General features: G+C 70.9%; 17 protein-coding genes. 10 read left to right on the top strand and 7 right to left on the bottom strand.

Annotation, left to right across the window (positions count from 1 at the left end; translation table 11 throughout):
- From cydB to galE, 6 genes are all read left to right on the top strand, one after another.
- Window positions 1-864, top strand: an 864-nt coding sequence (cydB, locus tag ABF401_RS04410; RefSeq protein ID WP_353508326.1) for a cytochrome d ubiquinol oxidase subunit II, incomplete at its 5' end; no start/stop codon positions are given.
- A 7-nt stretch (window positions 865-871) separates the two neighbouring features.
- Window positions 872-2,539, top strand: coding sequence for a thiol reductant ABC exporter subunit CydD (gene cydD, locus ABF401_RS04405; protein WP_353508325.1), 1,668 nt, complete (start codon window positions 872-874; stop codon window positions 2,537-2,539).
- Window positions 2,536-4,260, top strand: a complete 1,725-nt coding sequence (gene cydC, locus ABF401_RS04400) for a thiol reductant ABC exporter subunit CydC (RefSeq protein ID WP_353508324.1) — start codon at window positions 2,536-2,538, stop codon at window positions 4,258-4,260. Before cydD ends, cydC begins: the two co-directional genes overlap by 4 nt.
- Window positions 4,261-4,272: 12 nt before the next feature.
- Window positions 4,273-4,686, top strand: a complete 414-nt coding sequence (locus ABF401_RS04395; protein WP_353508323.1) for a BlaI/MecI/CopY family transcriptional regulator — start codon at window positions 4,273-4,275, stop codon at window positions 4,684-4,686.
- Window positions 4,687-4,701: 15 nt separating this feature from the next.
- Window positions 4,702-5,598, top strand: coding sequence for a M56 family metallopeptidase (locus ABF401_RS04390; RefSeq protein WP_353508322.1), 897 nt, complete (start codon window positions 4,702-4,704; stop codon window positions 5,596-5,598).
- Window positions 5,599-5,738: 140 nt separating this feature from the next.
- Window positions 5,739-6,755: a UDP-glucose 4-epimerase GalE gene (gene galE / locus ABF401_RS04385; protein WP_353508321.1), complete on the top strand. Its 1,017-nt coding sequence runs from the start codon at window positions 5,739-5,741 to the stop codon at window positions 6,753-6,755.
- Between the two features lie 76 nt (window positions 6,756-6,831).
- On the opposite strand, the gene ABF401_RS04380 is transcribed toward galE, so the two are convergent.
- On the bottom strand, window positions 6,832-8,190 hold the full coding sequence (locus tag ABF401_RS04380; protein WP_353508320.1) for an MFS transporter: 1,359 nt from the start codon (window positions 8,188-8,190) through the stop codon (window positions 6,832-6,834).
- Window positions 8,191-8,199: 9 nt separating this feature from the next.
- Window positions 8,200-8,601: a nuclear transport factor 2 family protein gene (locus tag ABF401_RS04375; RefSeq protein WP_353508319.1), complete on the bottom strand. Its 402-nt coding sequence runs from the start codon at window positions 8,599-8,601 to the stop codon at window positions 8,200-8,202.
- Between the two features lie 93 nt (window positions 8,602-8,694).
- Between ABF401_RS04375 and ABF401_RS04370 the strand changes: the two genes are divergently transcribed.
- The 3 genes from ABF401_RS04370 to purB all read left to right on the top strand — a co-directional run bounded on the left by ABF401_RS04370 (window position 8,695) and on the right by purB (window position 11,487).
- Entirely contained in the window at window positions 8,695-9,207 is a 513-nt protein-coding gene (locus ABF401_RS04370; RefSeq protein ID WP_353508318.1) for a low molecular weight protein-tyrosine-phosphatase, read from the top strand.
- 4 nt (window positions 9,208-9,211) lie between these two features.
- Window positions 9,212-10,003 carry a VOC family protein gene (locus tag ABF401_RS04365; protein ID WP_353508317.1) on the top strand — a complete coding sequence of 264 codons (792 nt, stop codon included), beginning with the start codon at window positions 9,212-9,214 and terminating at the stop codon, window positions 10,001-10,003.
- Between the two features lie 71 nt (window positions 10,004-10,074).
- A complete protein-coding gene (gene purB / locus ABF401_RS04360) occupies window positions 10,075-11,487 on the top strand; it encodes an adenylosuccinate lyase (RefSeq protein WP_353508316.1) in 1,413 nt (470 codons plus the stop codon).
- A 41-nt stretch (window positions 11,488-11,528) separates the two neighbouring features.
- Here the strand turns inward: purB and ABF401_RS04355 are convergent, their stop codons facing one another.
- Window positions 11,529-11,876 carry a hypothetical protein gene (locus ABF401_RS04355; protein WP_353508315.1) on the bottom strand — a complete coding sequence of 116 codons (348 nt, stop codon included), beginning with the start codon at window positions 11,874-11,876 and terminating at the stop codon, window positions 11,529-11,531.
- 71 nt (window positions 11,877-11,947) lie between these two features.
- Here ABF401_RS04355 and ABF401_RS04350 point away from each other — a divergent pair, with 71 nt between their 5' ends.
- Window positions 11,948-13,225, top strand: coding sequence for an MFS transporter (locus ABF401_RS04350; RefSeq protein WP_353508314.1), 1,278 nt, complete (start codon window positions 11,948-11,950; stop codon window positions 13,223-13,225).
- A gap of 15 nt (window positions 13,226-13,240) precedes the next feature.
- Here the strand turns inward: ABF401_RS04350 and ABF401_RS04345 are convergent, their stop codons facing one another.
- From ABF401_RS04345 to ABF401_RS04330, 4 genes are all read right to left on the bottom strand, one after another.
- On the bottom strand, window positions 13,241-15,562 hold the full coding sequence (locus tag ABF401_RS04345; protein ID WP_353508313.1) for a heavy metal translocating P-type ATPase: 2,322 nt from the start codon (window positions 15,560-15,562) through the stop codon (window positions 13,241-13,243).
- Window positions 15,562-16,536, bottom strand: coding sequence for a DUF8832 domain-containing protein (locus ABF401_RS04340; RefSeq protein WP_353508312.1), 975 nt, complete (start codon window positions 16,534-16,536; stop codon window positions 15,562-15,564). The genes ABF401_RS04345 and ABF401_RS04340 overlap by 1 nt, the downstream gene beginning before the upstream one ends.
- Complete coding sequence (locus ABF401_RS04335; RefSeq protein ID WP_353508311.1) at window positions 16,536-16,748, bottom strand: heavy-metal-associated domain-containing protein; 213 nt, start codon at window positions 16,746-16,748, stop codon at window positions 16,536-16,538. Before ABF401_RS04335 ends, ABF401_RS04340 begins: the two co-directional genes overlap by 1 nt.
- Before the next feature lie 83 nt (window positions 16,749-16,831).
- Window positions 16,832-17,143: a metal-sensitive transcriptional regulator gene (locus ABF401_RS04330; protein ID WP_353508310.1), complete on the bottom strand. Its 312-nt coding sequence runs from the start codon at window positions 17,141-17,143 to the stop codon at window positions 16,832-16,834.
- Window positions 17,144-17,162: the final 19 nt, after the last annotated feature.

Genomic DNA, 17,162 nt, shown 5'->3' with positions numbered 1-17,162 from the left:
GAGGTGTGGGTGCTGACGGCGGGTGGCGCGACCTTCGCGGCGTTCCCGCACTGGTACGCGACGATGTTCAGCGGTTTCTACCTGCCGCTCCTGCTCATCCTCGTCGCCCTCATCGTCCGCAACCTCGGCTTCGAGTACCGCCACAAGCGGAACGGCGCCGAGTGGAAGTCGCGCTGGGACCTCGCCATCTTCTGGGGCTCCCTCGTACCGGCGTTCCTCTGGGGCGTTGCCCTGACCAACATCGTGCGCGGCGTCCCCATCGACGCAAGCATGGAGTTCACCGGCAACCTCTTCACGCTGCTCGGCCCGGTGCCGCTCCTCGGTGGGCTCACCTTCGTGGCCTTGTTCGTCACGCACGGCGCGATCTTCCTCGCCCTCAAGACTGACGGCCCCATCCGCTCGGACTCCCGGCGCATCGCAGAGCGGGTGGGGCTCGTCACCGCGGTCCTCGCGGTGGTCCTCCTGCTCCTCCTCGGCCTCAGCGACGGCAAGGCCGCCTCGTGGGCGACCACGGTCGTTGCCGCGGCCGCGCTCCTCGGCGCGCTCCAGGCCAACCGGATGGGACGCGAGGGCTGGGCCTTCCTCGGGACGGCGGTCACGATCGCCCTCTCGGTCGCGACCTACTTCATCATGCTCTTCCCGAACGTCATGCCGTCCTCCACCGACCCGGCGTTCAACCTCACCATCGAGAACGCCTCGAGCTCGGAGTACACGCTCAAGGTCATGACGATCGTCGCCCTGATCTTCACTCCCCTCGTGCTGCTCTACCAGGGCTGGACGTACTGGATCTTCCGGAAGCGCTTGACCACCAAGCACATTCCCGACGACATCCAGCCGGACCAGCCGCTCGCCAGAGTCGGGTGATGCCTTGATGAAGCCGTTCGACCCGCGCCTCCTCCGCGCCGTGCCCTCGGCGCGGGGGCCGGTGGCCGCGCTCGCTGCCATGGGCGTCGCGGCCGGCGTCGCCACGATCGCCACGGCGTTCGCCCTCACGGGCCTCGTCGTGGCGGTCGTGGACGATCGCCCGCTCGGTCCACCGGCGACGTGGCTCGCTGTCCTCTTCCTCGCCCGGGCGATCCTCGCCTGGGCGACTGAGGTCGTTGCGGCCTGGGCGGGGGTCAGCGTGTCGACGGCGCTTCGGACCGAGCTCGTCCGGGCCTGGGGGGCGGACCGTTCCGGGAGTCGCCCCGAGCGGTCGGCGGCCGTGTCCTTGGCAACGGCAGGCGCGAGCGCCGTTGAGGCGTATGCCGCCCGGTACCTCCCGACGCTCGTCACGGCGGCGGTCGTGCCAGTCATGGCCATCGTGACGCTGGCGATCGTCGACTGGCCGAGCGCCCTCATCGTGGTACTCACCGTGCCGCTGCTGCCGGTCTTCGCGGCGCTCATCGGGCGTGCGACGGCCGACTCGACACAGCGTCGCTGGGCCGCGCTCGCCAGTCTGGCGGGTCACTTCCTCGACGTCGTGCGCGGGCTGCCCACCCTGGTCAACTTCGGACGGGCCCGTCGTCAGGTCGAGCTCGTGCGTGAGGTGAGCGAGCGCCACCGTCGGGCGACGATGGAGACGCTCCGCATCGCCTTCCTCAGCTCGGCCGCCCTCGAGCTGCTCGCCACCATCAGCGTCGCGATCGTCGCGGTGACCGTCGGCCTGCGGCTCTCCAACGGGTCGATGACCCTCGGCGCCGGCCTCCTCGCCATCCTCCTCGCCCCCGAGGCCTACTGGCCGATCCGTCGCGTGGGACAGGAGTTCCATGCCGCCGCCGACGGCGCCGCCGCGCTCGAGGACATCCTCGGTCGCCTCGAGTCGCGCACCTCGTCCACCCCCGCCGCCAACGGCGCCCACGCCACGCTGGAGCTGCGTGGCGTCACCTTCTCGTATGCCGCTGAGCTCGCCCCCGTCATCCGTGACCTCGACCTCGTGGCCGGGTCCGGCCTGACCGTGGTGACCGGCCCGTCGGGTGCCGGCAAGTCCACGCTGCTCGACCTCATCGCCGGCCTCAAGGCACCGACGTCGGGCACGGTGGCGGCGCCTGCCGCGCACTACGTCACGCAGCGTCCGTTCCTCGCCGCGGGCTCGGTCAGGACCAACCTCACGTTGGGCGCATTCCGCTCCAGCGACCCCGCCAGCGGCTCCATCACCGACCACGACCTGTGGACGGCCCTTCGAGTCGTCGCCCTCGACGGGGTGGTCGCCGCGCTTCCAGACGGGCTCGCGACCCGGATCGGGGACGACGGCTTCGGCCTGTCCGCCGGCCAGCGGCAGCGGCTCGCGCTAGCCCGCGCCTGGCTCGCGACCGAGCCGCTGCTGCTCCTCGACGAGCCGACCGCCCACCTCGATCCGGAGGTCACCGAGCTGACCAACACGCTGATCAGGCGCCTCGCCGAGCAGCGCATCGTCATCGCCGTGACCCACCGACCCGAGCTCGTCTCCGTCGCGGACGAGCACCTTCACCTGCTCCCAGCCGAAGGACCAGCTGAACTCCCTGCCGGGGTTCGCGGGGACGAGTCGCCGGACCACGACCGCGTGGAGGTGGGCCGATGACCACCGCCCCAACGAGGGTGCATCTCGACGCCGCGCACGACCAACGCCGACGCATCGCCCTCGGCGGCCTCCTCGGCGGCCTCGCAACCGCGTCGGGCATCGCCCTCACGGCGACGTCCGGGTGGCTCATCGTGCGCGCCGCCGAACAACCCGTCATCCTGACGCTCCTGACGGCCATCGTGGCCGTGCGGGCCTTCGGCATCGCCCGGCCGGTCTTCCGCTACTGGGAGCGCCTCGTCAGCCACGACGCGTCCCTGGCGACGCTCGCCGCCCGGAGGTCAGCGGCATACGAAGCCCTCATCCCACTCACCCCGGCACGGCTGGGGCGCAGGCGCCGCGCGGACGTGCTCACCGCTGTCGTGCACGACATCACCGACGAGGTCGAGGCGCAGGTCCGCGTGACCGTCCCCGTCGTGTCCAGTGCCATCGCCGGGGCCATCGCCATCGGCTTCGCCACGTGGATCGCACCGCTGGTCGGGCTGGTCATCGCGATCGTCTGCCTGGCCGTCGCCCTCGTCAGCACGGTGGCGTACCGGGTCGAGGCCCGCGCGCTGGGACGGCTCGTTGCCGCGCGTGCGGAGGTGGTGCGCGTCAGTGAGCTCGTCACCTCCCAGGCGGACGAGCTGCGGGCCGTCGGCGGCTGGGAGTCCGCGACCCGCTGGCTCGACGAGGCCCACGACGGGCTGGCTCGGGCCAGCCGCAGCGGGGTGCTCGGTCGCGCGCTCGCGGCGGGCGCCATCCTCCTCGTCATCGGCGCCGCGACCATCGTCAGCGCGTCCATCGCGACCGGGCTCGACGTCTCGAACCCCGTGAAGGCGCTGCTCGTCCTCGCTCCGGTCGCCATGGCCGATGCCTTCTCGCCCCTGGCAGACGCGATGCGGGCCCGTGCCCAGGCCCACGCCGCGGCGACCCGCACGGCGGCGCTGCTCGAGCAGGACCCGGCGGTTCACGACCCCGCCAACGGCACAACCGCCGCGACCGACGACACGCCCGCGAACCCATCGCCCGAGACGATTCGACTCCGGAACATCACCGCGTCGTGGGGAGCCACCCCTACGGAACTCCCGTCCCCCGCGTCGAGTGTGCAGCACGCGCCGGTGCTCGGTCCGTTCGACCTGGACCTGGCACCCGGCGAGTCGGTCGCCGTCCTCGGTCCGAACGGCAGCGGCAAGTCGACGCTGCTGGCCGTGCTGGCCCGCCACCTCGACCCGGTCGCCGGAAGCTACACGGCGACCACCCCTGAGGGAGACCGCGACGTCCTCACCGAGCCGCTCGACGATGCACGCGCCCGGATCGCCGTCGTGGACGACGAGCCGCACGTCTTCGCGACGACGCTGCGCAACAACCTCACGCTCGCCCGGCCCGGCGCGACTGACGGAGCCGTCCTCGAGGCCCTCGACCGGGCCGGTCTCGGTCGACTGACGTCCAGCCTGCCGGACGGGCTTGACACCGTCCTCGGGGCGGGCGGCCGTGGACTGTCCGGAGGTGAGCGGGCCCGGCTCGCCATCGCCCGGGCTCACCTCAGCGGCAGACCGGTCATCGCGCTCGACGAGCCGGTTGCCCACCTCGACCCTCCCACCGCGCGCAGTGTCCTCACGGACCTGCTCGCTCCGTCGCGCGGCGCTGACGACCGCTCGCCCAGTGTCGTCCTCGTCACGCACCGGCCCGACGGGCTTGATCTCGTCGACCGCGTTTTCACCGTCACCCACCCGCACAGGTAGATTGGAGCCACCATGGCAACCAACCAGCGCCCCCGACTCGGCGAGCTCGAACGTGCCGTCATGGAGCACCTCTGGGCCGCCGCCGATTCCCACCCCGAGGGCTTCACGGTCCGAGAGGTGCACGATGCCATCGGCGTCGAGCGCGGACTCGCCTACACCACGCTGATGACCGTCCTGGATCGCATGGCCAAGAAGCAGCTCGTCACCCGTGAGCGCGACGGCCGGGCCTGGCGTTACCTGCCGGCCTCATCCCGCGACGAGCTGACCTCCGAGGCGCTGCACCACACCTTGGGTGAGCTGGCGGGCACGGAGCGTCGCAGTGCACTCCTGCGCTTCCTCGACCAGTCGACGCCGGAGGAGCTCGACGAGCTGCGGGCAGCCCTGGCCGACCTGGAGTCGCGCGAGGGCAAGCGCAAAACCCGGTAGCCGCACGAGTCGCCCATGGTCGTTGCGGCCCTCCTCATCCTCACGATCGCCCTCGCGTGGCCGGTGCCACGACTCATGGCGGGGATGACGACGTTTCGTCGCGCGCCGCGGGCCGCCCTCGTCGTCTGGCAGTCCACCTCGATCGCCGCCGTGCTCGCGGCCCTCCTCGCCGCGCCTGCCGCACTGCCCTACGTCATCGGGCCGACCCCCGAGCTGGCCGGCAACGCCACCCAGATCGCCGTCGCCGTCGCGGTCACCGGACTCGTCGCCGGCCGGCTCATGCTGTCCGGGCACCGGGTGGGGACGCGGCTGCGCGCCAACCGCCGTCGGCACCGCCAGCTCGTCGACCTGCTGGCCATGCCGCCCGACGAGGACTCGAGCCACGCCGCGCACATGCGTGTCATCGAGCACCCCACTCCGACCGCGTACTGCGTGCCGGGCGTCCGCCGCCGGGTCGTGCTCACCCAGGGGACGCTCGACGCCCTGCCGGAGGAGGAGCTCACGGCCGTGCTCGCGCACGAACGGGCACATCTGCGAGCCCGCCATGACCTCATCCTCGAGTTCTTCACGGTCATCCACGAGGCAGTGCCGCCCTTCGTCCGGTCGGACGCCGCGCTGCGCGAGGTGACCCTGCTCATCGAGGTGCTCGCAGACCGCGCCGCGGTTCGCGCGACGAGCATGCTCGCCACGGCTCGCGCGATCGTCGGGATGGCCACGGGCGGCGTCAAGCCCGAAGGCACCTTGGCCATGAGCGAGTCGCCCTCGGCCGCTCGTCTGCGACTCGACCTGCTCACCCCTGGCCGGGTCGCCGGGATGCCGCCTCCTGTTGCAGCGACGCTGATGTACCTCTTCGCCGCCTCGATCGTCACCATGCCGGTCGCGCTGCTCGTCGTCGCCTGGGCAACCGCCTGACACCGCAACACGCCCGGCACCTCGGAACGCGCCCTGGAAATTTCCGGGGTGCGTTCCGAGGTTCCGGGCGTGTTGCGGCCGTTGGGAGGCGTGTTGCCGCGATGGGAGCGTTGCTCGACCGGGTCGATAGGCTCGCCTCCATGCGCGTACTCGTCAGCGGGGGTGCCGGCTACATCGGATCCCACACGGTCGTCCAACTCATCGCCGCGGGGCACGACGTCGTCATCGTCGACAACTTCGCCAACAGCAAGCCGACGGTCGTGGGCCGGCTCGAGTCACTGACCGACACGCACCTGCCGGTGCACTCCTTCGACCTGCTCGACCAGGACAAGGTCGAGCGGCTCTTCGCGCAGGAGCCGATCGACGCGGTGATCCACTTCGCCGGTCTCAAGTCCGTGGGCGAGAGCGTCGAGAAGCCCCTCGAGTACTACGAGAACAACATCGGCTCCACGTTCTCGCTCGTTCGCGCGATGCGTCGGCACAACGTGCACAAGCTCGTCTTCAGCTCCTCGGCGACCGTCTACGGCGTCAGCGAGCCGCCCTTCACCGAGGACATGCCCACCGGCGCCTCGAACCCGTACGGCTGGACGAAGGTGATGATCGAGCAGATCCTGCGCGACGTCGCCCTGGCCGATCCGTCGTGGCGCATCGCGCTCCTTCGCTACTTCAACCCGGTCGGCGCCCACGAGTCCGGGACCATCGGCGAGGACCCGCAGGGCGTCCCCAACAACCTCATGCCGTTCGTCGCCCAGGTCGCGGTGGGCCGGCGCGACAAGGTGCGCATCTTCGGCGGCGACTACCCCACGCCCGACGGGACGGCCCTGCGCGACTACATCCATGTCGAGGACCTCGCGGCCGGCCACTTGGCCGCCCTCGACAAGCTCGGCAAGACGGAGGCCCCCGTGTCGACGTGGAACCTCGGCACCGGGGTCGGGACCAGCGTCCTCGAGGTCGTGCACTCCTTCGGGCGGGCGGTCGGGCGCGAGCTGCCGTACGAGATCGTCGACCGTCGCCCGGGCGACCTGCCCGCCACCTTCGCCGACCCCAGCCTCGCCCACGAGGAGCTGGGCTGGCGCGCGAAGCGCGACATCGACGACATGTGCGTGGACTCCTGGCGCTGGCAGAGCAAGAACCCCAACGGCTACCCCGACGCCTGACGGCTCTCGACAGACCCATGCCGTATGCCGTTGAGCCGGCTCCCAGCGCGCCGTCGCCCCCTGTGGTCGGCGAGCACTAGGGGTGCGGGTCGAGGGCGTCGTAGTCCCGGAAGCTCGGGACCCGCGCGACCGCGACGATGACGAGCACGACGACCAGGATGCCGCCGACGACCGGTGGCACCCAGATCACCGTCAACGTCGCGAGCGATCCGGCCAGCATCTGACCCAGTCGCGGGCCACCGCTCACGACCACGGTGAAGATGCCCTGCATCCGTCCCCGCAGCCGGTCGGGCACGGCCGCCTGGAGGATGGTCTGCCGGAAGATCGCGCTGACGTTGTCCGCACCGCCGGCGATGGCCAGGCACAGCAGCGCCACGATCAAGGCCGGCTGGTTCACGTCGCCGAAGTCGCGGCTCGTCACCGCGTGGCCGCTCACCATGACGACGGCGAGCACGACGCCGAGCCCGAGAATGGCGAGTCCGTAGACGACGATCGCGTTGCGGATGGCGCGGCCCTGCCACCGGATCCCGGTGAGGCGACCGGATCCGAGACTCGAGAGGATGCCGCCGACGGCGTAGGCAGCGAAGAGCAGGCCGGCCGTGACCGTGCCGCCGCCGATGACCACGGCGCCGACTGCAGGGAAGAGGACCGTCGGCTGGCCAAACGTCATCGCGATGATGTCGACGACGAAGCTCATCCGCACGTTGGGAGCGGTCTTCAAGTGGCGCAGGCCCTCGAGGACCGACTGGAGGCCGCGCCCGGGCGTCGCCTCACCGTCGGGGTGCGGCTCCGGGCGGATCTGCGGCAGGGTCCACAGCCCGAAGAACCCCGCGATGAAGAGGAGGACGTCGACCGTGTAGGTCCACGCATACCCGACCCGGGCGACGAGCACACCTGCGACACCGGGCCCGACCGTCACCATCACTCCCATCGAAATACCCATGAGAGCGGCGGCCTTGGGGAGCTGGTCAAGCGGCAGGAGCCGTGGCGTGATCGCCTGACGCGTTGCCGAGGCGATGGTCGCCGCCACGGCGTTGACGGTGGTGATGACGTAGAACGGCCAGACCGTGGTCACCTCGGCCCACGCGATGAGGGCGAGGGCCAGAGTGGCACTCCACGCGACGGAGGAGGCGGTCAGCGCGACCAGCCGCCGGTCGAAGTGGTCGGCGATCGCGCCACCGTAGAGGCCCGCGACGATCATCGGCACGAGCGCGAACCAGGCAACGAGCGACACCATGAACGTCGACTGGGTGAGGTCGTAGATGTGCAGGCCGACCGCAGTGGCCGTCACCATCGCACCGATCCCCGCGAGGGTGTTGCCGATCCACAGTCTGGCGAAGGCCGGGCTCACCCGCAGGGGGGTCAGGTCGACCAGGTGCGACTGCCGTGAGCGACGACCTGACACGCGCTCGCGTGCCTGACTGCCCTCACCCACACGAGGAACCTACGCCACGTCGACCAGCCCGGTGTCGAGGGCCGCCTCGACGTCGCGCAGCATCGAGCCGTCGCGGACCCACGCCCAGCCGTCGTCACCGCGCCACGCAACCATGGTGCGGACCGCACCATCGAGACCGGTGAACGAGACCATTGAGAGGGAGCCCGTCTCGATGACCCGGGCCCCGTCGACGACGGAGTCGTCCACCGGGAACCCAACGCCCGAGCGCACGACGGCACCGAAGGCCGCACCGATGGCCTCGAGGCCAGCCGCCTCGCGACCGCACGGCAGCGTCACGACGGCGTCAGCGGCATACGACCCCAGGATCCCGGCCACGTCACCGGCTGCCACCCGCTGCACGTAGCCAGCCAACAGGTCTCGGGGAGTCTGCGCACCGCGGTTCGTCGTCATGGAGTCACCGTCCCACCGACCTCCGACATCGCGTGGACACCGGCCTCCGGGGGGTTACATCACGGCCACGTCACGACGGTGTTGAATAGGGCCATGTCGTCGCCGCGCCCCCTCCACGTGACCTTCGTGTGCAGCGGCAACATCTGCCGGTCGCCGATGGGGCACGTCATTCTCCGGCAGCTGATCGACGAGGCCAGGCTGTCCGATCAGGTCATGGTTTCCTCGAGCGGGACCGGTGACTGGCACGTCGGCGAGCCGGCCGACCCACGGACGGTCGCCGTCCTCGAGGCGCACGGCTATGACGGGTCGGCCCACCGGGCCCGGGTGTTCACGGCCGCCCACTTCGACGACGCGGACCTCGTGCTCGCATCGGACACCGGGCACGTGCGCCACCTGCGCCGGCTGGCCCGGACGCCGGAGCAGCGGGACAAGATCCGGCTGGTCCGAGAGTTCGACCCGGCCGCCGTCGCTGCCGGCACCCTCGAGACGGATGACCCGTGGTTCGGTGAGGAGGAGAACTTCCTCCGGTGCTTCGCGGAGGTCGAGGCGGCCTGCAAGGGCATCCTCGAGCACGTCAGGGGAAGGCTCGAAATGGAGCAGGGCTGATGCGATGAGAGACCCCCACCTTGCCGTTCCTTACTATCCCTACGGCGCGCCGTGCTGGGTCGACCTGCTCGTCAGCGACGTCGATCGCGCGCAGGCCTTCTACAGTGAGCTGTTCGGCTGGCGCTGGCTCACCGGCGACGCCGCGAGTGGCGGCTACACCATGGCCCTGCTGGGTGACCACCCGGTCGCCGGCCTCAGCCACCGGCCGCCCAATGCCCGCATCCCCAGCCAGTGGACGACGTACCTGCGCGTCGGCGACATCGGCGTGGCCGCCCAGGCCATCGCGAACTACGGCGGCCGTCCGCTGGGGCGCCCGGTCCGCATCGGTGCCCTGGCTCGGACGATGGTCGCCATCGATCCCGGCGGGGCCTACTTCGGCGTCTGGGAGCCGGGCGACCTGCCCGGCAGCGGCATGCTCGACCAGCCCGGTTCGCTCACGTGGAACGAGCTGCTGACCCGCAACTACGACGTGGTGCTCGACTTCTACGAGAACATCTTTGCCCACGGCTTCATCGACGAGACCGAGAACGGCGGGCCGCGGTGGTCGACGGCCCACACGGGCGACGGCAACCCCGCTTTCGGTCTCGCCGAGATCGAGGACGACTGGCCCAAGGAGATCGGGTCCCACTGGGTGACGCACTTCGCGACGGAAAACGTCGTCACGTCGGTCGCCCACGCCCTTGACCTCGGCGCGCAGCTGCTCCAAGGGCCCTTCGACGGGCCGTATGGCCTGGGCGCGGTGCTGAGCGGGGTTGAGGGAGAGGTCTTCTCCGTCCTCGTCCCGGAGCTCGACTGACCTCCGCCCGTCACTCACCACGATGTATGCCGCTTTGGGCGTGAGCGCGCGCGGCTGGGAGGATGGACCGCATGGCCTCCCTCGCTGACGCACAGCCCCCCATCGCGCTCGGCGCGCTCGACGGTCGATACCGCACCGCCGTTGCGCCGCTCGTCGACCACCTGTCGGAGGCGGCCCTCAACCGGGAGCGCCTGCGGGTCGAGGTCGAGTGGCTGATCCACCAGACGTCCCGCGGCGTCATCCCGGGAGTGCGCAAGCTGAGCGACGTGGAGGTCGCCGCGCTGCGGGGCATCGTCGAGTCCTTCGGGCCCGTGCAGGTGGCCGAGCTCGCCGAGATCGAGCGGGTCACCGTCCACGACGTCAAGGCAATCGAGTACTTCCTCAAGGGCCGACTCGCGCAGATCGCGCCCGCTGAGGAGGATGCGGGGCTGGCCGAGCTGGTCCACTTCGGGTGCACGAGCGAGGACATCAACAACCTGTCGTACGCCCTCATGGTCAAGGGCGCCGTGACGCACGTGTGGCTGCCCAGGGCGCAGGCTCTCGTCGCGCAGGTGTCGGAGCTGGCGCGCCAGCTGCGTGACGTGCCGCTGCTCGCGCACACGCACGGGCAGCCAGCGACGCCGACGACGATGGGTAAAGAGCTTGCTGTGCCGGCGTTCCGTTTGGGGCGGCAGCTGCGACAGATCGAGCGGCAGGAGTACCTCGGGAAGTTCAACGGCGCCACCGGCACGTTCGGAGCGCATGCGCTCGCGCTGCCCGACGTCGACTGGCCGACGGTGTCGCGCGAGTTCGTCGAGGGCCTCGGCCTGACGTGGAACCCGCTCACGACCCAGATCGAGAGCCACGACTGGCAGGCCGAGCTCTATGCGGACGTCGCACGGTTCAACCGGATCCTGCACAACCTCTGCACCGACGTGTGGACCTACATCTCGATGGGCTACTTCGCGCAGGTCCGCGGGCAGGGGACGGTTGGCTCCTCGACGATGCCCCACAAGGTCAACCCGATCCGCTTCGAGAACGCCGAGGCGAACCTCGAGGTGAGCAACGCCCTTCTCGACGTGCTCGGCTCGACGCTGGTGCAGAGCCGGCTGCAGCGCGACCTCACCGACTCGTCGATGCAGCGCAACATCGGCACGGCGTTCGGGCACGGGCTGGTCGCGTTGGACAACGTGGCGCGCGGCCTGGCCGGCCTCGACGCGGTGCCGGAGGCGATGGCCGCGGACCTCGATGCGAACTGGGAGGTCCTCGCCGAGCCGATCCAGTCAGCGATGCGCGCTCTCGGAGCGCAGGGCGTGGCCGGGATGGAGGAGCCCTACGAGCGGCTCAAGGAGCTGACGCGCGGGCGTCGCGTCGGCGGGGACGAGGTACGCGAGTTCGTTCGCGACCTGGGGCTGCCGTCGGACGTCGAGCAGCGCCTCCTGTCGCTGACGCCGCAGACCTACACGGGACTCGCGAGCCGCCTCGTGGACTTCCTCGACACCTAGGCCGTATGCCGCTGAGTTCCCTGCGAGCCCAGGGTGACCCGTCACCTCGGCTGGCTCTCTCCCTGCTTGGTCGCCACCGCGACTCGACCGTCACGGAGGGACTGCGGGTTGCCCGTGGGCAGGTCGAGACCGGTGGACAGCTCGAGGAGGTCGCGGTCGGCGTGGACCGTGAAGGCGTGGTCCTCAAGGAGGGCCCGCATGGCCTCGGGGTGCCAGAGCGAGCGCCATGGCTCCCGCGCCATCGGGTTGTCCTGCCGGGCGGCGGCGAGGACGAAGCGCATGACCCAGCGCCCGCTGGCGCTGCGCCATGAGCGCGCCTGGTAGGCGACGACGAGTCGGCTGCCCGGTGCCGAGAGATCCGCCACCCTCGGGTCGGCGCGTTCGCCCACCCCGCCAGTGAAGCACGCACCTGTCAGGAATCAAGAAGCCTCGTGTCGGGGGTGCGCCTAGCGTGAGGGGCATGTCCCCCCTCGTCCCCGCGGCCTATCGCCCGGTCCTCGGCATCCCGGTGTTCCGGCGGTTGCTGGGCGGCCTCGCGGTGTCGTACCTCGGCGACGGGATGAGCTTCCTCGCCGTGGCATGGCTCGCCATCGAGATCTCCCCAGCAGACTCGGCCGGGCTCTGGGTGGGCGGCGCAGTCGCTGCGTACACGCTGCCCGGGGTCGTCGGTGCGCTGGTGTTCGGGAGATGGCTGCGGCGGTTCCCGGCTCGGCGGATGCTGTTGGCCGACAACACCGTGCGTGCGGTGTTCCTCGGTGCGGTCCCCGTTGCGTGGGCACTGGGCTCGCTGTCGCCCGGGCTCTACGTCGTGCTGCTGGCGGGTTCCTCGCTGCTCCACGCGTGGGGCAGCGCAGGGACCTACACGCTGCTCGCCGAGCTGCTGCCTGCGCGGCAGCGGTTCCCGGCCAACACACTCGTCAGCACGCTGACGTTCGCGGCCACGATCGCGGGACCGGCCGTCGCGGGCGTGCTCGTGTCGCACGTCAGTGCCGCGGTCGTCATCGGGCTCGACGCGCTGACCTACGTCGTCCTCGCGGTCGTCGTCCTCGGCCTACCCGAGGTGGTCCCGCCGATCGGGCCTGCGGGCCACATCGACACCGGCACGGGACGCGGCGGGTTCGCCCTCCTGCGAGCCGAGCGCGGGCTCCTCGGACTTCTGGCCCTGACGTGGACGTTCAACTTCCTCTACGGCCCGGTCGAGGTCGCGTTGCCGCTCCATGTGACGCAGGACCTGGAAGCCCCCGGCTCGCTGCTGGGGATCTACTGGATGCTCTTCGGCATCGGCGCGGTCGTCGGCGGGCTCGCGGCGGGCTCGCTGCAGCGGCTCCCGCTCTGGCCCGTCATGGTGGCCATCGTCATCGGCTGGGGTGCCTGCCTCGTCCCGTTCGCAGTGGGCGCGCCGACGACGGTCACGGTCGCGTGCTTCGCCCTCGGCGGCGCGATCTACGGGCCATTCGTCGCGCTGTCGGTAACCCTCATGCAGCAGAACGCTCCGCCGCAGCACCTCGCCTCGGTGCTCGCCGCCCGCAGCGCCGCCCTGCTCACCGCGGCACCCCTCGGCACCGCCCTCGGTGGCCCGGTCACCGCAGCCCTCGGGGCCGACTCCACGCTCGGTGCGTCTGGATTGACGACCGTGGCGCTCGGAGTCGTCGCCGGCCTCGTGCTGCTGGCCAGCCGCAGCGCCCGACCGACCCCCATCACCACACCACAGCTCGAGAGGGACGTGGAGCTGCGATGAACGAGGCTGACCTGTTCAGGTGGCCCGCGCCGCGAAGCCCCTCAGCCGCAGCGAGTTCGACACGACGAAGACCGACGAGAAGGCCATCGCGGCCCCGGCCAGCATCGGGTTGAGCAGTCCGGCCGCCGCCAGGGGGATGGCGGCGACGTTGTAGGCGAAGGCCCAGAAGAGGTTGCCCTTGATCGTGCGCAGCGTGCGCCGGGAGAGCCGGATCGCGTCACCGGCCACGCGGAGGTCGCCGCGCACGAGCGTCAGGTCGCTCGCCTCGATCGCGACGTCGGTGCCGGTGCCCATGGCCAGCCCCAGGTCGGCCTGGGCCAGCGCGGCAGCGTCGTTGACCCCGTCGCCGACCATGGCGACGACCCGCCCCTCGGACTGGAGACGCTTGACGACGTCGACCTTGTCGGCCGGCAGCACGTCGGCGACGACCTCCGAGTCGGCGATCCCGACCTGTGCCGCCACGGTCCGCGCTACCCGCTCGTTGTCACCGGTGAGCAACACCGGCGTGAGCCCCAGGTCTCGCAGCTCGCGGATCGCCTGCGGCGACGTCGGCTTGACGGTGTCCGCGACGACGAGCGCCCCACGGACTCGTCCACCCCACGCGACGTGGACGACGGTCGAGCCCTCACTCTCGTGTGACGCGGCGGCCCCATCGACCTCCGTGCAGCGCATCTGCCCGTGTTCGGAGACGAAGCCGGGACGGCCCACGAAGACCTCGATCCCGTCGACGACCCCGCTGACGCCGAGACCGCTCGTGCTGGCGAACTCCGTGACCGGCGGCAACGCACCGACGCGCTCCAGCGCACCGGTTGCGATGGCCCGCGCGATGGGGTGCTCCGAGGCGTGCTCGACCGCACCCGCGAGGCGCAGCACGTCCTCCACCGCCTCGCCGTTGGCAGGGACGGCGGACTGCAGGGACATGGCCCCCGTCGTGATGGTGCCGGTCTTGTCGAGCACGATCGTGTCGACCTGCCGGGTGGACTCGAGCACCTCGGGGCCCTTGATGAGGATGCCCAGCTGGGCTCCCCGCCCGGTGCCGACCATGAGCGCGGTCGGCGTGGCCAGGCCCAGTGCGCAGGGGCACGCAATGATGAGCACCGCGACCGCTGCCGTGAACGCGGCCGTGGCCCCTGCCCCGGTGCCGAGCCAGAACCCGAGGGTCCCCACGGACAGCGCGATGACGATGGGCACGAAGAACCCCGAGATCCGGTCGGCCAGCCGCTGGACCTGCGCCTTGCCGTTCTGGGCGTCCTCGACGAGGCGGGCCATCTGGGCGAGCTGGGTGTCGGCGCCGACCCTCGTCGCGCGGACGACGATGCGCCCACCGGCGTTGATCGTCGCGCCTGCCACGGTCGACCCCGGGCCGACCTCCACCGGCACGGACTCCCCGGTCAGCATGGAGGCATCGACCGCGGAGCTGCCGTCCTCGACGACGCCGTCCGTCGCGATCTTCTCCCCGGGGCGCACGACGAACCGCATGCCCACCTCGAGCCGCTCGATCGGGATCCGCTCCTCGACCGGGCCGGAAACGCCAGGTCGAAGCACCGACACGTCCTTGGCGCCGAGCTCGAGCAGCGCCCGCAGCGCCGCCCCGGCCTGCCGCTTCGATCGTGCCTCGAAGTACCGCCCGGCGAGCAGGAAGGTGGTCACCCCAGCCGCGGCTTCCAGGTAGATATTGCCGGCGCCGTCGGTCCGCTCGATGGTCAGCTCGAAGGGGTGGGTCATGCCCGGCATGCCAGCGGTGCCGAGGAAGAGCGCGTAGAGCGACCAGCCGAACGCCGCGAGCACCCCCATCGACACGAGCGTGTCCATCGTCGTCGTGCCGTGGCGCAGGTTGGTCCACGCCGCCTTGTGGAACGGCCACGCACCCCAGACGACGACCGGCGCGGCCAGCGTCAGCGACGCCCACTGCCAATAGGTGAACTGGAGGGCAGGGATCATCGCCATGGCGATGACCGGGACCGTGAGGACGGCTGAGATGACGAGGCGGTCGCGGAGCGATCGGACGTGGTCGTATGCCGCTGAGCTCGCTCCCGCGTCGTCCGCCCCTTCCGCTCCTCCCGACGTCGCGGGCGGCGCCGGCACGGTCGCACCGTAGCCGGCCGCCTCCACGGTCCGGACGAGCTCATCCGTGCTGATGGTCTCCGGAAAGGAGACCTTGGCCTTCTCGGTCGCGTAGTTGACGGTCGCGGTGACGCCCTCGAGCTTGTTGAGCTTGCGCTCGATCCGGTTGGCGCACGAGGCGCACGTCATCCCGGTGATCTCGAGCTCGATGGCACCAGGCGCGGCTGGCAAGCCCAGCTGGCCGCCGGGCTTGGCCATGGGAGTCGTGGTCATCAGTGGTCATCTCCGGAGTGGTCCGGTGCGGACGAGTGGTCGTCCGACGGCACCTCGGTCGGCACGGCGCCGCTCGCAGGCTTGGCCGTCACGGCGAGCGGTGCGGTGTGAACGACACCGTCATGCTGGAAGTCGAGGTAGAGCCGGTAGGCGCCTGCACTGGGCACGGCGGCGTAGAAGACGACGTCGGGCCCGGGCTGCGTTCGGCCGTCGCCGGGCTCGCCATCCGGGTGGACGTGCAGGTAGGCCAGGTCGCCCTCGCGCAGGGCGACGAGGTGTCCGTAGGCTCCGAGATACGGCTCGAGATCGGTCACCGGCTTGCCGTCCTTGGTGACCGAAAGGGTGAGCTTCGCGTCGCGTCCGGCGACCAGGTCACCGGCCACGGTGACGGTGTAGCCGTCGACATGGACGGTCCGCGTCTCGCTCACGGGATCGGCAAGAGCGGCGGCGCCGGGCACGCCGAGGTCAGCTCCCAGGGTGAGCGCGTCGGCGCCGCTGGGCTTGAAGTCTGCGAAGAGTCGCCAGGTGCCCGGCTCGAGGTCGAGCGCCGTCGACCACGTGCCGTCAGCGGCGAGCGTCGGGTGGACGTGCTGGAAACCGGTGAAGTCGCGCCGGACGGCAATGAGGTGCAGCTGCTTCTCGTGCTGGACCTCGTAGCCGGTGACCGGCGTGCCGTCCGGACCCGTCACGGTGAACTGGACCGGAACCTCATGGCCGGCCGGAGCGGAGGCCGAGGCGAGGCGCAGGGTGTACCCGTCCTGGCTGACCATGAGGCCCCCGGGCACCGTGGTCCCCGTGGGCTCCGAACTGCTCGCCGCGGTCCCGTGGCCCGCAGCCGCCTCGTGGTCTGCCGCGGGCTCGTGGGCTGCAGCCGGCTCGCCCACCGGACCGACCACCCGGCCGAGTCCGAGGGCGAGCCCGAAGAGCGCCGCCAGTCCGGCGACGAACCCGACGATCCTCGCGGCAGTGGTCATCAGGAGGCGGCGAGCGCGTAGCCCGCTTCCTCGACAGCCGCCTTGACCACGGCCTCGTCGAGGGGTGCCACGCTCGTGACCGTGACCCGGCCGCTGTCGAGGTCCACGTCGACGTTCTCCACGCCGGCGATCTCACCGACCTCCTCGGACACGGACGCGACGCAGTGCCCGCAGGTCATGCCGACGACGGTGTACGTGCTGGTCTCGCTCATGCTGGTTCCTTCCTGGGGGTTGTCCGTAGTCGACTATACCCCCATGGGGTATAGATGCAACACCATTTCGACGGGGATCCGGGTCAGGACCTGACGAGTCGGGCGATGGCGTCCGAGGCTTCCTTGAGCTTGACCTCGGCCTCCGGGCCGCCCTCGCGCACCGCGTCGACGACGCAGTGGGCGATGTGCTCGTCGAGCAACCCGAGTGCCACGGACTGCAGCGCCTTCGTCATGGCAGAGACCTGCGTCAGGATGTCGATGCAGTACTGCTCCTCGTCCACCATCCGCTGCAGGCCTCTCGCCTGGCCCTCGATGCGACGCAGGCGCCGCAGGTAGTCGTCCTTCTGGTGGATGTAGCCGTGCTGGTGCGGCACGACCTCTGTCACGTCGTCCATGGGCTCTCCTCTGGTGTGA

The organism is Intrasporangium sp., assembly GCF_040414665.1.
Lineage (GTDB): Bacteria > Actinomycetota > Actinomycetes > Actinomycetales > Dermatophilaceae > Intrasporangium.
Note: the sequence above shows the minus strand (reverse complement) of the source record. Positions and strands in the feature narration are given on the sequence as shown.

Excerpts from the sequence above, each read along its gene's own strand:
- ABF401_RS04350 (WP_353508314.1), top strand. The coding sequence starts at position 11,948 with ATGTCCCCCCTCGTCCCCGCGGCCTATCGCCCGGTCCTCGGCATCCCG.
- ABF401_RS04370 (WP_353508318.1), top strand. The coding sequence starts at position 8,695 with ATGTCGTCGCCGCGCCCCCTCCACGTGACCTTCGTGTGCAGCGGCAAC.
- galE (WP_353508321.1), top strand. The coding sequence starts at position 5,739 with ATGCGCGTACTCGTCAGCGGGGGTGCCGGCTACATCGGATCCCACACG.
- cydD (WP_353508325.1), top strand. The coding sequence starts at position 872 with ATGAAGCCGTTCGACCCGCGCCTCCTCCGCGCCGTGCCCTCGGCGCGG.
- ABF401_RS04375 (WP_353508319.1), bottom strand. The coding sequence starts at position 8,601 with ATGACGACGAACCGCGGTGCGCAGACTCCCCGAGACCTGTTGGCTGGC.
- ABF401_RS04330 (WP_353508310.1), bottom strand. The coding sequence starts at position 17,143 with ATGGACGACGTGACAGAGGTCGTGCCGCACCAGCACGGCTACATCCAC.
- ABF401_RS04335 (WP_353508311.1), bottom strand. The coding sequence starts at position 16,748 with ATGAGCGAGACCAGCACGTACACCGTCGTCGGCATGACCTGCGGGCAC.
- cydC (WP_353508324.1), top strand. The coding sequence starts at position 2,536 with ATGACCACCGCCCCAACGAGGGTGCATCTCGACGCCGCGCACGACCAA.
- purB (WP_353508316.1), top strand. The coding sequence starts at position 10,075 with ATGGCCTCCCTCGCTGACGCACAGCCCCCCATCGCGCTCGGCGCGCTC.
- ABF401_RS04345 (WP_353508313.1), bottom strand. The coding sequence starts at position 15,562 with ATGACCACGACTCCCATGGCCAAGCCCGGCGGCCAGCTGGGCTTGCCA.
- ABF401_RS04390 (WP_353508322.1), top strand. The coding sequence starts at position 4,702 with ATGGTCGTTGCGGCCCTCCTCATCCTCACGATCGCCCTCGCGTGGCCG.
- ABF401_RS04395 (WP_353508323.1), top strand. The coding sequence starts at position 4,273 with ATGGCAACCAACCAGCGCCCCCGACTCGGCGAGCTCGAACGTGCCGTC.
- ABF401_RS04340 (WP_353508312.1), bottom strand. The coding sequence starts at position 16,536 with ATGACCACTGCCGCGAGGATCGTCGGGTTCGTCGCCGGACTGGCGGCG.
- ABF401_RS04365 (WP_353508317.1), top strand. The coding sequence starts at position 9,212 with ATGAGAGACCCCCACCTTGCCGTTCCTTACTATCCCTACGGCGCGCCG.